This is a genomic window from Lactobacillus sp. M44, assembly GCF_058130005.1.
In genome coordinates this window covers 432,396-448,785 of record NZ_CM176707.1, presented here as the reverse complement: position 1 = coordinate 448,785, position 16,390 = coordinate 432,396, and the positions used below count along the sequence as shown (strand labels likewise).

The 16,390-nt window shown below is 32.2% G+C and carries 12 protein-coding genes; all 12 read left to right on the top strand.

Annotated features, from left to right (window positions below; all coding sequences use genetic code 11):
* Positions 1-49: 49 nt before the first annotated feature.
* Complete coding sequence (locus AC38BG_RS02210) at positions 50-1,150, top strand: YdcF family protein (protein ID WP_489937537.1); 1,101 nt, start codon at positions 50-52, stop codon at positions 1,148-1,150.
* 16 nt (positions 1,151-1,166) lie between these two features.
* The gene (locus AC38BG_RS02205) at positions 1,167-3,500 is read left to right on the top strand and encodes an ABC transporter ATP-binding protein/permease (RefSeq protein ID WP_489937536.1); all 2,334 of its coding nucleotides are present in this window, start codon (positions 1,167-1,169) and stop codon (positions 3,498-3,500) included.
* Positions 3,501-3,718: 218 nt separating this feature from the next.
* The gene (locus AC38BG_RS02200; RefSeq protein ID WP_489937535.1) at positions 3,719-5,110 is read left to right on the top strand and encodes a cytochrome ubiquinol oxidase subunit I; all 1,392 of its coding nucleotides are present in this window, start codon (positions 3,719-3,721) and stop codon (positions 5,108-5,110) included.
* A complete protein-coding gene (gene cydB / locus AC38BG_RS02195; protein WP_489937534.1) occupies positions 5,110-6,117 on the top strand; it encodes a cytochrome d ubiquinol oxidase subunit II in 1,008 nt (335 codons plus the stop codon). Before AC38BG_RS02200 ends, cydB begins: the two co-directional genes overlap by 1 nt.
* Positions 6,118-6,140: 23 nt before the next feature.
* Positions 6,141-7,874, top strand: coding sequence for a thiol reductant ABC exporter subunit CydD (gene cydD, locus AC38BG_RS02190; RefSeq protein ID WP_489937533.1), 1,734 nt, complete (start codon positions 6,141-6,143; stop codon positions 7,872-7,874).
* Positions 7,871-9,613: a thiol reductant ABC exporter subunit CydC gene (cydC, locus tag AC38BG_RS02185; protein WP_489937828.1), complete on the top strand. Its 1,743-nt coding sequence runs from the start codon at positions 7,871-7,873 to the stop codon at positions 9,611-9,613. The genes cydD and cydC overlap by 4 nt, the downstream gene beginning before the upstream one ends.
* Positions 9,614-9,616: 3 nt before the next feature.
* The gene (locus tag AC38BG_RS02180) at positions 9,617-10,528 is read left to right on the top strand and encodes a prenyltransferase (RefSeq protein WP_489937532.1); all 912 of its coding nucleotides are present in this window, start codon (positions 9,617-9,619) and stop codon (positions 10,526-10,528) included.
* A gap of 272 nt (positions 10,529-10,800) precedes the next feature.
* Entirely contained in the window at positions 10,801-11,883 is a 1,083-nt protein-coding gene (locus AC38BG_RS02175; protein ID WP_489937827.1) for a BMP family lipoprotein, read from the top strand.
* A 67-nt stretch (positions 11,884-11,950) separates the two neighbouring features.
* A complete protein-coding gene (locus AC38BG_RS02170) occupies positions 11,951-13,486 on the top strand; it encodes an ABC transporter ATP-binding protein (RefSeq protein WP_489937531.1) in 1,536 nt (511 codons plus the stop codon).
* The gene (locus AC38BG_RS02165) at positions 13,483-14,616 is read left to right on the top strand and encodes an ABC transporter permease (RefSeq protein WP_489937530.1); all 1,134 of its coding nucleotides are present in this window, start codon (positions 13,483-13,485) and stop codon (positions 14,614-14,616) included. Before AC38BG_RS02170 ends, AC38BG_RS02165 begins: the two co-directional genes overlap by 4 nt.
* Before the next feature lie 2 nt (positions 14,617-14,618).
* Positions 14,619-15,575 (top strand): ABC transporter permease, encoded by a 957-nt coding sequence (locus AC38BG_RS02160; RefSeq protein WP_489937529.1) that lies wholly within the window; start codon positions 14,619-14,621, stop codon positions 15,573-15,575.
* A 66-nt stretch (positions 15,576-15,641) separates the two neighbouring features.
* A complete protein-coding gene (gene nagB / locus AC38BG_RS02155; protein WP_489937528.1) occupies positions 15,642-16,352 on the top strand; it encodes a glucosamine-6-phosphate deaminase in 711 nt (236 codons plus the stop codon).
* Positions 16,353-16,390 lie beyond the last annotated feature (38 nt).

Genomic DNA, 16,390 nt, shown 5'->3' with positions numbered 1-16,390 from the left:
GTATTTCTATTATAATTAAGATAACAATTTTTTACCAAAGGAAAATATTATGTTAAATACGATTCAAACATTTATAACTAATCCTGCTATTCATGATAAATTTGCAGTATTATCTATTGTCGTAATCTTTTCATTTTTTATTTTTTTGGCATCTTGGTTAATAGAGCCAAGAAGATTAATCAATGGTTGTTTATTTACCATATTTTTATTGTTAGCTTTTATATGGATTACTACATTCATTGATGCACACCATAATTTATTATTGCGCAATATCTTTATATTTATAATTATAGCTATTGTATTAATAATATTGCTGCTTGTTACCTTTTCTTGGATCTTTTTATTATGGAATGCATATTTTGCTTGGAAATATGAAAGCCACACCTTACCTAATATGTTGACTTTGATTTCAGGATTAGTCTTAGGGCTTATTTGGGTATTGAATTTAATGGATCCCTTGCACCGTGCGCCTGAATGGTTACAAATAATGTTAACAAGTATTCCTTTCATCACTATTTATTTAGGAACTTTAATGTATAACTATTTAATTAATTCATTATTATACCAATTTATTCCTTATAAATATGATCAAGACTATCTAATCGTATTAGGCGCTGGACTAAAAGATGGCAAACAAGTTACTCCATTACTTGCATCAAGAATTAATCGTGCAATCAAGTTTGCTAATAAGCAATATAAACTAACAAAGCATTTTCCAAAATTCATCATGTCTGGTGGAAAGGGAAGTGATGAACAGTTATCAGAAGCTCGTGCAATGGCAAATCATGCAATTGAAAAAGGGATTCCTGAAGATTCAATTATTTTAGAAAATAAGTCAGTTAATACTTATCAAAATATGCTTTATTCTAAAAGGGTTGCAATTGCTGATTTTGGAAAAGATAATTTTAAAGTGAAATTCTTCAGCAGTAACTATCACATCTTCAGAGCAGGATTATTAGCCAAAAAAGTTAAGCTAAATGCAAATGGTATTGGTTCCAAAACCAGATTTTATTATTTACCTAATGCCTTAATGCGTGAATTTGCGGCAATATTTGTTATGAACAAAAAACGTCATTTTTTCATTATTGGCGCACTTATAGCCCTATTTTTATCAATAGGTTTCTTAGTATTATTTGGAATATTGAAATAGTAAGGATTAAAAATTTATGTTAAAACTAGAACATTTACGTAAAACTTATGTAGTTGGTAACACCAAAACTCACGCTTTGGATGATGTATCAATTACTTTTAGAAAAAAAGAATTTGTAGCAATTTTAGGACCAAGTGGTTCTGGAAAAACTACTTTACTGAACGTTATTGGCGGACTTGACCGTTATGATAGTGGTGATTTGATTATTAATGGTCAATCAACTAAGGACTTTAAAGAAACTGATTGGGATGCATATCGAAACAATTCAGTTGGATTTGTTTTCCAAAGTTATAATTTGATCTATCACCTTTCAATCATGGCAAATGTAGAACTTGGAATGGATTTATCTGGTGTTAACAGTAAAACTCGTCATGAAAAAGCAATTGCCGCCTTAACAAAAGTTGGATTAAAAGATCAAATTCATAAAAACCCAAATCAATTATCAGGTGGTCAAATGCAAAGAGTGGCAATTGCAAGAGCGATTGCTAATGATCCAGATATTTTATTATGTGATGAGCCAACTGGGGCTTTAGACACCGCAACTAGTGAGCAGATTATGCAATTGATCAAAGAATTAAGTAAAGATCGCTTAGTTATTATGGTCACTCACAATCCAGAACTTGCAGAAAAATACGCTAATCGAATTGTTCATTTTCAAGATGGCAAGATTTTAAGCGATTCAAATCCTGATAATCAAGATGAAAAAAGCAATACCTTCAAATTAAAACGCACTAAAATGTCATATTGGAACGCTATCAAGCTTAGTTTCACTAATATTATGACTAAAAAAGGTCGTACTATTTTGACTGCATTTGCTTCAAGTATTGGTATTATCAGTATTGCTATTGTTTTGTCTATTTCAAATGGCTTCCAAAAACAAATCAACACCACTATGGGCAAAGCTCTAGCAAAATATCCTATTGCTATTACTCAAACAGCCACCAATATCAATCAAGCTCGTCAAAAACAAAATGATACTAAAAATGTTAAAAATAAAGGCTTTTTGACGGCTCAGATTGATCCTAGAGAAAAGGCAACCCACACTAATCACATTACACAAAACTATGTTGATTATGTAAAAAAGATAAATCCAGCCTATGCAAATAATATTTCACTTCAACGTTCATTAAATTTGAACTTACTGGGTGAAGTTAATGGTAAAGTTCAACGAATCCAGTTTTCTAATGTAGCTAGTGACAATTCAGTTTCTTCTATGCAAAATGCAGCTGCAAGTTCTATTGGTATAGGTTCTAGTGTTTTCCCAGAAGCATTAGATAAAAATAAAGGCTCATTTTTAAAAGAAAATTACCAATTACTTGCAGGTAGTTGGCCTAATAAGGCAACTGATCTAGTTTTAGTAATTGATAATAAAAATACAGTTAATATCAATGCTTTAAAAAACTTAGGCCTAAATGTCACAGATGGTAAACATGTTAACTTAAAATCCTTAATTGGTAAGCAATATAAAGTTGTTAACAACAATAATTATTATTTACAAATGCCTAATGGGACTTTTGTTTTAAAGCCTATAACACAAAGCATGTATAACAATGCCAAAACCAATTTGAATTTAGTTGCTGTAATTAGAGCGAAAAATGAAGATGCTCAAGCTTTGCTCAGTACAGGAATTGCTTATAGTGAAAAATTACCTGAGCAAATTATCGCTGCTAATCAAAATTCAGCTATTGTTAAGGCCCAAGAAAATAGTTCTGTAAATGTCTTAACTGGACAAAAGATTTCTAATAGCCAAAAACAACAATTATTGCAAGTTTTAGGTGGATCTAACCTGCCTATTGGAATTTTAATTTATCCAACTAATTTTGAAAATAAAGATAAAGTTTTAAATTATCTAGATGCATATAATAAAGGCAAATCAAATAAAAATAAGATTATCTATACTGACATGTCGAGCACTGTAACTGAATTAACGGGCGGTTTGCTTAGCGGCATTACGATAGTGTTAGTTGCTTTTGCTGCAATATCATTAATTACTTCAATGATTATGATTGGTATTTTGACATATACTTCTGTTTTGGAGCGAACAAAAGAAATTGGTATTTTGAAAGCTTTAGGTGCACGTAAAAAAGATATTACTCGTGTATTTGATGCTGAGACTTTCATCTTGGGTGCTTTTTCAGGAATCTTAGGTGTCATAATTGCTTATATACTAACCTTCCCTATTAGTAGCATCATTTTCAAATTAACCAACCTGCATAATGTCGCACAACTTAATCCAATTCATGCAATTATTTTGATTATTATCAGCACGATATTAACGATGATTGGTGGTCATATCCCAGCTAGAATGGCAGCAAAAAAAGATGCTGCGACTGCATTAAGAAGCGAATAAAAAACATTTTTTTGTGCATAACATTTAAATTTATGATTTTTTAGTACTGTTTCAATAAAAATAGTACTTTTTTTATAACTATGTTCATTAATACTGTTATATTAATCCAAATTCATACTTATATATTATAGGATAGTATTGAAAACAGTTACACATTGGTCTATGATCATAATGTAGCGACTGTTATTATTTATTTTTTTAGAAATAGGGTGAATGTAATGTTAATGGGCGTAAGCATGTTAGATCTAGCAAGATTCCAATTTGCAATGACCACTGTTTTCCACTTCTTCTTCGTTCCCTTCTCAATTGGAATGGGATTCGTTGTAGCAATCATGGAAACATTATATGTCAAAAAGCATCAAGACATTTACAAAAAAATGGCACAATTCTGGGGAAAAGTATTTTTGCTTAGTTTTGCTGTCGGTGTAGTTACTGGTATTATCCAAGAGTTCCAATTCGGGATGAACTGGTCTGATTACTCAAGATTTATGGGTGATATCTTCGGAGCTCCGCTAGCAGTTGAAGCTTTATTGGCATTCTTTATGGAATCTACTTTCATTGGATTGTGGATGTTTACTTGGGATAAATTTAAACCAGGCTTGCATGCAGCTTTAATTTGGATTACTGCTATTGGTTCTACGCTAAGTGCTGTTTGGATTTTGGCAGCTAACTCATTTATGCAAAATCCAGTTGGATATGTAATCCGCAATGGTAAAGCACAAATGGCTAGCTTTGGGGCAATTATCTCTAATCCACAATTGTGGGCATCATTTCCACATGTAATTATTGGGGCAATTGTAACAGCTTCATTTGCAGTTATTGGTATGGCTGCATGGGGACTTTTGAAAAAGCGCGATGTAGCTTTCCATAAAAAGTCAATGCGTATTGCTTTATGGGTTGCTTTATTTGCGTCAATTGCAGAAATTGGTGCAGGTGATTATCAAACACAAATTGAAGTTAAAGAGCAACCTATGAAGTTTGCTGCAACTGAAGGTGTTTATACTACTACTGGTAAGCATGCACCTTGGGATATTGTAGCCAACTTAGATACTAAAGAACATAAAAATAAAGGTGCATTATCTATTCCTTATGTATTAACTATTTTGACTTATCATTCAACAACAGGTTCTGTTAAAGGAATGAATCAAATCAATAAAGAATTACATCAAAAATATGATAAGACCTTTGGAAAAGGAATGGATTATTATGTTCCTGTTAAAACACTATTCTATAGTTTCAGAGTAATGGCTGGATTTGGTGCATTGTTTGCATTATTAGCAATTTTGGGATTGATTTTTACAAGACCAAAGAAAAATACTATCGAAAATCAAAGATGGCTTTTGTATATCTTAGGAATTGCAACATTTTTACCATTTATAGCTAATACTTGTGGTTGGTTTATTACAGAGCTAGGACGATTCCCATGGACTGTTTATGGACTGTTTACAATAGCTGATTCCGTATCTCCATCTACTACTGCAGGTGAATTATGGTTTACTAATATTGCATACTTCTTGATCTTTGCTACTTTAGGTGGCGTAATGATTTATTATTGCAAACGTCTTTTGAATAAAGGTGTCGATAAAGCTATTGCAGGAGGTGTATACTGATGATTGCAGGTATTGAGCCACTCCAATTATTGTGGTTTTGCTTAATTGGATTATTATTCATGATTTTTTACTTCACTGAAGGCTTCGACTATGGTGTAGGTATGGCAACTAAATTCTTAGCTCATAACGATTCAGATCGTAATGCGTTAATTAGAACTATTGGACCACACTGGGATGGTAATGAAGTTTGGTTAATTACCGCTGGTGGTGCGATGTTTGCATCATTTTCAGCTTGGTATGCAAGTTTATTTAGTGGATATTACATATTATTATTTTTGACTTTATTTGCATTAATCATTCGTGGTGTTTCATTTGAATTCGCTGCAAATGCCGAAAATGAACGTCAATTAAGAATTTGGGATAATTTCTTATTCTATGGAAGTTTACTAGCACCATTTTTCTTAACTATGATGTTTGGTAGCTTAATTCAAGGTGTTCCTATGGATGCCAAAGGTAATATGAGTTTAAGCTTTTATAATATAGTTAACCCATTATCTGTAGTTGCAGGTGTTGCTGGAGTATTATTATGTCTTATTCATGGTCTTAACTTTATTAGCTTAAAAGTTGATGACCCATTGCGTGATAAGGCAAAAGAACTTAATCGTAAATTATATTGGTTAGCTTATGCTGGAGAAGTTGTGTTTGCAGTATTACTATTTTTCCAGACTGACTTTTTCAAAAAGCGTCCAATTTCATCATTAGTAATTACTTTATTAGTTGTATTATTTACAATTTGGTCGCACGTAACTAATTTACACGATAAAGAAGGAATGAGCTTTATTACTAGTGGATTGATTTTGGCTAGTGTTGTTGCATTATTATTCAATGGTTTATTCCCAAGAGTATTAATTGCAACAGATCCAGCTCATTCAATATTAATTAAACAAGCTGCTAACTCACACTTAACACTTGTAATTATGACAATTGTGGCATTAATTTTATTGCCAATTGCCCTAATTTATATTATTTGGTCTTATGTTGTTTTCAAAAAACGTATAAAGGCCTAACACAAAAAGGAATTGAATAAATAATGGTCGATAAGAGACTTTTTAAAATACCAAAAGCCGCGATCATGATGGTAATGCTTGCAGGATTAGCTTTCTTGCAAGCTTTTACTATATTAGGGCAGGCTATTTATTTAGCGCGTGCAATTGTCGGCTCTTGGAATCGTGAATCATTTAATAATATTGCTAGTGATGTAGCACTATTTTTCATTATGTTTGTTTTGCGACATGCAATATTATGGTTTCGCAATTGGTACATGAACCGTTTTGCAAACAGCGCCGTAATTTATTTACATGACAAATTATTAGATAAGATTTATCAAGGGGGAATTGCTTTAAGTTCTAAAACTGGTACTGGAAATTTAGTATCAATGCTGCTAGATGGTATGGATGAAGTACATAATTATTTAACTTTAATCTTTCCAAAATTAGTGACTTTGGCAATTATTCCCTGGGTAATATTAATTTATATTTTTACTCAAAACACGCTGTCAGGTTGGATTTTATTACTATTGTTTCCTTTAATTATCATGTTTTTGATTATTTTAGGATTGACTGCTCAAAAGCGTGCTGACAAGCAATATGCTGGATATATTGTCTTGCAAAACAACTTTGTTGATGCCTTGCGTGGATTATCAACATTAAAGGTATTAGGCCTTTCAAAAAAATACAGCAATGAAGTTTATGATAAAAGTGAAGGCTTTCGCAAACAAACAATGCGTGTCTTGCGTATCGCAATTTTATCAACATTTACATTAGACTTTTTCTCAACATTAGCTATTGCCATGATTGCTATGTTTTTGGGATTAGGATTAATTGCTGGATCTATTAAGTTATTCCCTGCTCTAGTAATCTTAGTTTTATCACCTGAATTTTTTTTACCTGTTCGAGATTTTGGTAATGACTTCCATGCAACTTTAAATGGGAAAAATGCCTTAGCTCAAATGTTTGATGTTTTGCAATATCCAACCGTTAAACAAGAAAACCTAGTGTCTGATTTTAAATGGGATCAAAATAGTACTTTGGTTTTAAATAATCTTAATTTTAAATATCCTGATGAAACAGCTGATAATTTAATTAATATTAATTTAAAACTCAAAGGTTATCAAAAAGTAGGTATTATAGGTCCTACTGGTGCTGGTAAAACTACATTATTGCAACTAATTTCAGGATTTTTAGTACCTACTTTAAAAAAGGACAATTTCATTTTAAATGGGATTAACTTACCTCATTTAAATCAAAAGAATTGGCAAAACCAGTTCTCTTATATTCCGCAAAACCCTTATATTTTTGCTGATACTATCAAAAATAATATTAAATTTTATAAACCTGAAGCCAGTAATCAAGAAATCAATGATGCCGTAAAACAAGCTGGTCTTGTCGACTTCATTTCATCTTTAAAATTAGGTTTAGACACAAAAATCGGTGAGCATGGACGTGGTATTTCTGGTGGACAAGCTCAAAGAATCGCACTTGCTAGAGCGATTTTAGCTACAGATCGTAAAGTTTTATTTTTAGATGAACCAACTGCTCATTTAGATATTGAAACAGAATACAACCTGAAAAAAACCATGTTGCCTTTATTTGACAATCATTTAGTTTTATTTGCGACGCATAGATTACATTGGCTAAAAGAAATGGATTATTGTATCGTGATTAAAAATGGAAAAATTGTTGAACAAGGTACACCTGCAGATTTAGAAAAATCAGGAACAGAATTTCAAAAATTAACTGCACCTTTGAAGGAGATTGATTTATAATGGAATCCAAATTTTCATTTAAACATGATACATGGATCAAACCATACTTTAAAAAATACAAATATTCCGTTATATTAGCCATCTTTTTAGGCTTATTAATGTTTTTTTGTGCCAGTGCTTTAATGTTTACAGCAGGCTACACAATTGATAAATCAGCTACTATGCCTTCAAACATCATGGTGATTTATGTGCCTATTGTTTTAATGCGCGCATTTGGGATTGGAAGACCTTTATTTAGATATTTAGAGCGTTTAGTATCACATAACTGGGTCTTAAAAGTGACTAGTGATTTGCGCAAGCGTTTATATGATGTAGTTGAATCAAACACTTCTACCGTTGGTGGAGAGTATCAAACAGGAACTTTATTAAGTTTATTAACGGAGGATATCGGCCATCTACAAAACTTATATCTACGTACTATTTTTCCAGCAATTCTAGGAGATTTATTAGGAATAATAATTACTTTTGTTTTAGCTGGGTTTAGTTTACCATTAGCTGGAATTTTCTTTATTTTAATTTTATTTGAATTAGTAATTGTTCCCCTAATTTCACTTAATGTTGAAGGGATTCATAAAACCAAACAAAAAGCTGATAAAGCTAAGTTATATACTGAACTCACTGATCAAGTATTAGGTGAAAATGATTGGCAAATTTCAGGTCGCTTTCAAGATTTTAAAAACCGTACAAAAACTGTACATAAAGATTATATTTTAAGTCAAAAAAAATCTGCTCATTTTGATTGGGCACGAGATTTTGTATTGGAATTTATTTTTGGATTAGTTGCTGTGTGTTTGCTATATTTCACCAATAAATCTCTAACTTATAATCAAAATGCCGCTAACTTTATTGGAGCAATTATTTTAGCTTGGTTTCCTTTAACTGATGGGATAGTCCCTGTTTCACAAGGGATTGAAGATTGGAATACTTATGGTGATTCCGTAAAAAGATTAAACCAAATGCACTATAAAAAAATCACCTTACCTCACCAAGAAAATTTAGATCCAAATGATTTTAAAAATTTAACTGTTGATCATTTATCTTTTACTTACCCTGATGAAACAATTCCAATTATTAAAGACTTTTCTCTAAATTTAGATTTAGGGCAAAAAGCCGCTCTAATTGGTCCATCTGGTACTGGCAAAACAACAATATTGCAGCTAGTTTTAGGTGATTTAATACCCGATCATGGCTCAGTTGAGTTGAATAACATTGATATTGAAAAATTACAATCTCAACGATCAAAACTATTTTCAGTATTAAATCAAAATCCATTTTTATTTAACACCACAATTTTTGAAAATCTAAAAATGGCTAATCCAATATCCACTGAACAAGATATGTTAAAAGTCTTAGATGAAGTTCAATTAAGTGATTTAATTGCTTCATTACCTGATAAACTAAATACTTCTGTTCAAGAAGCTGGAGCTAGATTTTCAGGTGGTCAAAAACAGCGCTTAGCCTTAGCTAGAGTTTTATTGCAAAATGCACCCATTGTATTATTAGATGAGCCAACAGCTGGATTAGATCCATTAACTGAAAAAACATTACTAGATCTAGTTTTTAACGTTTTAAAAAATAAAACTATCATTTGGATTACACATAACTTGCAAGCAATGAATCAAATTGACCAAGTAATTTTTCTAAAAGATGGTAGTATTGAAATGCAAGGATCACCAAAAGATCTATATGAACACAATAAACACTTTCATGAACTATATTTAATGGATCGAGGATTTTAATTAATGAAAAAACAAGGCTGGTATGAGCTAGTTGAACCAAGAACATTATTCAATTCGATTTTGCCACTGCTTTTAGGTATTATGTACGCCTGGTATAATTTTAAGCATTTTAATTTATTTGAAACTATTGAGATGATTATCGCTACTGTAGTTTTACAAATAGTCTTAAATATAAATGACGGATACTGGGATTATAAGCGTGCTAAGAAATTAAATTCTAAAGAAGTACTAAAAAATCCCATTGGTAAATATCATTTAAATTTATCATCTGTAAAATGGGTTGATATTTCTTTATTTGCACTGTCGATGATCAATGCGTTTTTAATTGGTTTTCAGACAAATTGGATTGTTTGGGTAATCGGAATAATCTGTTATTGGATTGCTATATCATATTCAACAGGATCTCATCCAATGAGTGGCTCTCCTTTTAGCGAACTTGCAGCTGGATTTGCGATGGGAATTGGGATTTTTCTTGTGATGGTCTATATAAATGTTCATGGACTTGTCGCATTTAACTGGAGGTTTACTTGGCCAATCATTGTCGCATCAGGAATTGGTTTTGTTTGCAACTTTAATCTGATGCTTACTAATAATTTATGTGATCGAGATGAAGATTTAGTTCAAGGTCGTCGTACTTTAGTTTCATATATCGGTGTAAAGCCTAGTTTATATTTATTAACATTCAATTATTGTATATTAGGCTTTGCTGCGACTATTTATGCTGTCTATCTTCGTGTAATGCCAATTTCTACACTTTTGATAATAATTACTATTCCATTAATTATTAAAAATATGAAATATGCTTGGCATATTCAATCAAAGGCTACTACCTTTCCCCGAATAATAAAAATTACTCACGCATTATGCTATACTGAATTAATTGGATTTTTGATTGGAATAATTTTCAAGTTATAGTTATTCTATTTCAATATATTGTTAAAAATACACAAAATATAATAAGTTTATCCACATATTGTGGTTAAACTTATTTTTTTATAAAAAATCTGCATATTGTGCTAAAACCCATGTCTAAGTAAGGGCTTTTAAGTTATTATATTTTTTAGTTTCCCTCAACCACGGGCTTTGTTACAATATTAACTATTTTGACAACAATACAAAATATTGTTATTTTGATACTGATAATTTTATTTTTTGAGGAGAAGTTAATAATGGCATTTAAATTAACAATTAGTCCTAAATTTAAAAAAATATTCGCATTTAGTGCGATTATTGGAGCAGTTGCTTTAACTCTAACTGCTTGTTCAGGACAAAAACAAGGTGGTTCAAGTACTAGTAAAAATAATAAACATTCTGTTGCGTTGATCACTGATACTGGTGGTATTGATGATCATTCATTTAATGAAAGCGCATGGACTGGACTTAAATCATTTGGTAAACAACATAACTTATCTCAAGGCAAAGGTGGCTACCAATATTTCCAATCCAATAGTGCTTCTGATTACGAACCAAACTTTGAACAAGCGGCAAATGCTGGATATCAAACCATTATTGGTGTTGGATATCCACTAAAAGATGCAGTATCTGCCGCAGCTAAGAAATACCCTAAGAAGAATTTCGTAATCGTTGATGAACTAATCAATGGTCAAAAAAATGTTGCTTCAGTTAACTTCAAGAGTAATGAATCTTCATACTTAGCTGGTGTTGCTGCAGCTTATACAACAAAAACTAATACAGTTGGTTTCATCGGCGGAACTCATGGACAAGTAATTGATTTATTTGATGGTGGGTTTGCCCAAGGTGTTAAAGATACAGCTAAAAAGTTAAACAAAAAGATTACTATTTTAAATCAATATGTTGGTGACTTCACCAGTACTGATAAAGCAAAATCTATTGCTCAATCAATGTATGCTAAAAAAGCAGATATTATCTATCAAGCAGCAGGTGCTGCAGGAAACGGAGTTTTCCAACAAGCTAAAGATATCAACCAAGCACGTCCAGCTGATAAAAAAGTATGGGTTATTGGTGTAGATATGGATCAAAGTGCTCAAGGTGAATACACTGCTAAAGGTGGTCAAAAATCTAACTTTACTTTAACTTCTGATATTACTGGAGTATCTGTTGCAACTAAAACTTTAGCAAATGATGCTTATTCAAATAAATTCCCAGGTGGCAAACATTTATTATTTGGTTTAGAAAATAACGGTGTTGCTTTAACCAAAGGTCAATTGAGTCAAAAGGTTTGGAAGCAAGTTCAAATGATTCGCCAAGATATCATCTCAGGCAAAATTAAAGTAGTTACAAAACCTTAAAACTAATAAAAATCTCAACCACTTCCGCAATTAGTGTGAAGTGGTTTTTTTACAGAAAGGCAATTATATGGAAACTACAACCCCTATCATTCAAATGCGCCATATTGTCAAAAGCTTTGGTGGCTTCAAAGCAAATAATGATATCAATCTAACTCTGCACAAAGGCGAAATCCTAGCTTTATTAGGTGAAAATGGTGCTGGTAAATCAACACTTATGAGTATTTTATCTGGATTGTTAGAACCTACTTCTGGAGAAATTATTATTCGAGGAAAAAAAGTTAATATTTCAAGTCCAAATATCGCTCAAAAACTCGGTATCGGTATGGTTCACCAGCATTTTATGTTAGCTGATTCTTTTACAGTTTTAGAAAATATCTTATTAGGTCATGAAACTACTATTGGACCTATCTTAGACTTCAAAAAAGGTCGTAATAAAATCTTAGAATTATCAAACAAATACGGCCTAGCAATTAACCCGGATGCTAAAATCAAAAATATCACTGTTGCCCAGCAGCAACGAGTTGAAATTCTTAAAGTCTTATATCGAGGAGCTGATATTTTAATCTTTGATGAGCCAACTGCAGTTTTAACCCCTCAAGAAATTACTGAATTTATTAAAATCTTAAAAAATTTAGCTCACGAAGGTAAATCTATTATTTTAATAACACATAAACTAAAAGAGATTCGCAGTAGCGCAGACACCGTTACAATTATTCGTCACGGAAAAAGTATTACTACAAAACCAGTAGCTGAAACTAGCGATGAACAGCTTGCTGAATTAATGGTGGGACGACATGTGAATTTTCGTTTAACTAAAAAACAAATCTCTGAGGGCAAAAAAATCTTAGCTGTTAAAGATCTAAAAGTTAAGCGCAATAATAATGTTTTAGCAATTAAAGGATTGTCTTTTGATGTTCATCAAGGGGAAATCTTAGGAATAGCTGGAATTGATGGCAATGGACAAGATGAATTAGTTGAAGCATTAACTGGTTTGAGACATGTTGAATCTGGACAAGTAATTATTAAAAATAAAGACATGACCAATAAAAAAGTTCGCCAAATAACTGAACTTGGTGTGTCACACGTTCCAGCTGATAGACAAAAATTCGGTTTAATTTTGCAACTATCATTGGCTGATAATATTGTCTTGCAAACTTACTATCAAAAACCATTTTCAAATCATGGCATTATTAACAATCAAGCTATTGATTCCCATGCAAAAAAACTAATAAAAAAATACGATATTAGAACCACTGGCATAAATTTAAAAACAGCTGATTTATCCGGCGGTAACCAGCAAAAAGTTATCATTGCACGAGAATTAGATCGCAATAGTGACTTAATTATTGTTTTTCAGCCTACTAGAGGATTGGATGTTGGAGCTATTGAATATATTCATAGCCAATTATTAAAACAACGCAATCAAGGAAAAGCTATTTTATTAATTTCATATGAGTTAGATGAAATAATGAATTTATCTGATCGAATTTTAGTATTACATGATGGGCAAAAATCTGATGAAGTAAAACCTGAAAATACTAATGAAAAACAATTGGGGTTATTAATGACTGGAATCAAACAGAAAGATGGTGCAATTAATTGATTAAAACAAGTGAAAAAACTAAGCGTATTTTAGTGCCCATAATCTCCGTTTTAGCAGGTTTTTTAGTTGGGGCTATAATTATGCTAGCTTGGAGTTATAATCCAATCCTGGCTTATACATCGATGCTGCAAAGTGCTTTAGGCAACATGAACGGAATTGGTGAAACTATTAGAGAAGCAACTCCATTAATTTTAACTGCTATTGGATTTTCTATAGCAAGTAGTGCTGGATTTTTCAATATTGGATTGCCTGGACAAGCTCAAGGCGGCTGGCTTGCAGCAATTTGGATTGCACTAGCTAATCCTCATATGCCTAAAATAATTTTATTGCCTTACGCAATAATAGTTGGTGCGATAGTTGGAGCCTTAATTGCTGGAGTCGCTGGAGTGTTACGGGCATATTTTGGCACTAATGAAGTTATCGTCACCATTATGATGAACTATATTGTTTTATATGCGTGTCAATACTTAATGCAGCAAGTTATGCCAAAGACATTAAGATTAACTATTGATGCAACTAAAACCGTTTCACCTAATGGTTCATTGCGATTATCATGGCTAACTAATTTATTTAATGGTGCAAGAATTAATGCGGGGATCTTTATAGCATTAATTGCTTTGATTTTTTATTGGTTTTTAATGAAAAAAACTACTGCTGGATTTGAAATTAAAGCAGTTGGTCTTAACCCATTTGCCAGCAGATATGCAGGAATGTCTTCAAAGAAAAATATTATTTTATCAATGCTGTATTCTGGCGCCTTTGCAGGATTAGGTGGCGTTGTACAAGGTCTTGGAACATACCAAAATTACTTTACTCAAACTACTAGTTTAGATATTGGCTGGGATGGCTTATCTGTTGCATTACTTGGTGGTGCTAGTGCAGTTGGAATATTGTTAGCAGCGATTTTATTTTCTATTTTAAAAATTGGTGGTTTAGGCATGCAAACAATGGCTGGAATTCCTTATGAAATAGTGTCCATCGTAATTGCAGCTATCATCTTTTTTGTAGCAATTAATTATGTCATTAAACTATTATTTAAACCAAAATCCCCTATTAAATTAGATAGTCAAAAAACAGAAACTTCTGAAGAAAATGAAGACTTCACAAAAGCTGATAAGGAGGAAGCATAACCATGAATTTAACTACAATATTAGCATTAATTGTATCCTCTACTTTAGTTTATTCTGCACCCTTAATTTTTACTGCACTTGGAGGTGCATATAGTGAAAATGGTGGAATTGTTAACGTTGGATTAGAAGGAATCATGGTAATGGGCGCTTTTTCTAGCGTCGTATTTAACTTATCCTTTGCTAAAGTCTTTGGTGCTTTCACCCCATGGCTTGGATTATTAGTTGGAGGAATTGTTGGCTTATTATTTTCTTTGCTTCATGCAGTAGCTACTGTCAGTTTTCATGCAGATCATATCATCAGCGGTACTGTGTTAGATATTATGGCTCCTCCTTTAGCAGTATTTTTAATTAAAGCTATTTACAATAAAGGACAAACTGAAAATATTTCAGCAAGTTTTGGTTACTTTTCATTTCCTGGGTTATCACAAATTCCATTCATTGGACCTATATTTTTTAAAAATACCTCAGCCCCTGCTTGGTGTGCAATTTTATTAGCAGTAATATCTTGGTTTATTATGTATAAAACTCGCTTTGGTTTGCGCTTGCGCTCTTGTGGTGAAAATCCTCAAGCAGCAGATACTTTGGGGATTAATGTTTATGCAATGAGATATAGCGGTGTGTTAATTTCTGGATTATTAGGTGGAATTGGTGGTGCAGTATTTGCTCAATCAATTTCAGGTAATTTTTCAGTATCTACTATTGTAGGTCAAGGTTTTATGGCACTAGCTGCAATGATTTTTGGTAAATGGAATCCACTAGGTGCAATGGCTGCATCATTATTTTTTGGTTTTGCCCAAAGTTTGAGTATTATTGGTAGTCAATTGCCAGGAATTAGTGCAGTACCTCCGGTTTATTTACAAATTGCACCTTATGTGATTACTATTCTTGTTTTGGTTTTATTCTTCGGCAGTTCAATAGCACCAAAAGCGGATGGTACAAATTATATAAAGACCAAATAAAATTCATTGACTTTTGGTCTAGACCATTATACAATGGACTAGACCAATAGATATGGAGGTAGTACTATGAAACTTATTATTACAAAAGACAAAGATGCTGGAAGTAAAAAAGCTTTTGAAATTTTTAAACAAGGTATTGAAAATGGAGCAAAAGTGTTAGGACTTGCTACAGGTTCTTCACCACTTGGCTTATACAAGGAAATGATTGATAGCGATCTAGACTTTTCTAAATTAACAAGTGTTAACTTAGATGAATATGTTGGTTTAAAGCCTGACAATCCTCAAAGTTATCATTACTTCATGAAAAAATATTTATTTGACAAAAAGCCATTTGCACATTCATACATTCCAAATGGTATGGCGAAAGATATCAGTGCTGAAGTTAAACGCTACAATAAGATAATTGCTGACAATCCTATTGATATTCAATTATTAGGTGTTGGACGCAATGGTCACATTGCATTTAACGAACCAGGTTCTTCATTTGATACTGAAACTCGTGAAGTTAAATTAACTCAAAGCACAATTGACGCAAATAGTCGATTCTTTGAAAACGAAGAAGATGTTCCACGTGAAGCAATTTGTATGGGTATTAAATCTATTATGAGTGCAAAACAACTTATATTGTTAGCATTTGGCGAAGCAAAACAAGATGCTTTAAAGAAGTTAGTTGAAGGCCCAGTTACTGAACAAGTTCCTGCTTCAATTTTACAAAAGCACCCTGATGCAATTGTTATCTGTGATGAAGTTGCTGCTGCAAAATTAAGCAATAAATAAATTTATTGTTCTATCGAAAATAAGGCAATCGCTTACAT

Bases quoted from the DNA above. Each gene is read 5' to 3' on its own strand.
- AC38BG_RS02210 (WP_489937537.1), top strand. From the start codon at position 50: ATGTTAAATACGATTCAAACATTTATAACTAATCCTGCTATTCATGAT.
- AC38BG_RS02205 (WP_489937536.1), top strand. From the start codon at position 1,167: ATGTTAAAACTAGAACATTTACGTAAAACTTATGTAGTTGGTAACACC.
- AC38BG_RS02200 (WP_489937535.1), top strand. From the start codon at position 3,719: ATGTTAATGGGCGTAAGCATGTTAGATCTAGCAAGATTCCAATTTGCA.
- cydB (WP_489937534.1), top strand. From the start codon at position 5,110: ATGATTGCAGGTATTGAGCCACTCCAATTATTGTGGTTTTGCTTAATT.
- cydD (WP_489937533.1), top strand. From the start codon at position 6,141: ATGGTCGATAAGAGACTTTTTAAAATACCAAAAGCCGCGATCATGATG.
- AC38BG_RS02180 (WP_489937532.1), top strand. From the start codon at position 9,617: ATGAAAAAACAAGGCTGGTATGAGCTAGTTGAACCAAGAACATTATTC.
- AC38BG_RS02170 (WP_489937531.1), top strand. From the start codon at position 11,951: ATGGAAACTACAACCCCTATCATTCAAATGCGCCATATTGTCAAAAGC.
- AC38BG_RS02160 (WP_489937529.1), top strand. From the start codon at position 14,619: ATGAATTTAACTACAATATTAGCATTAATTGTATCCTCTACTTTAGTT.
- nagB (WP_489937528.1), top strand. From the start codon at position 15,642: ATGAAACTTATTATTACAAAAGACAAAGATGCTGGAAGTAAAAAAGCT.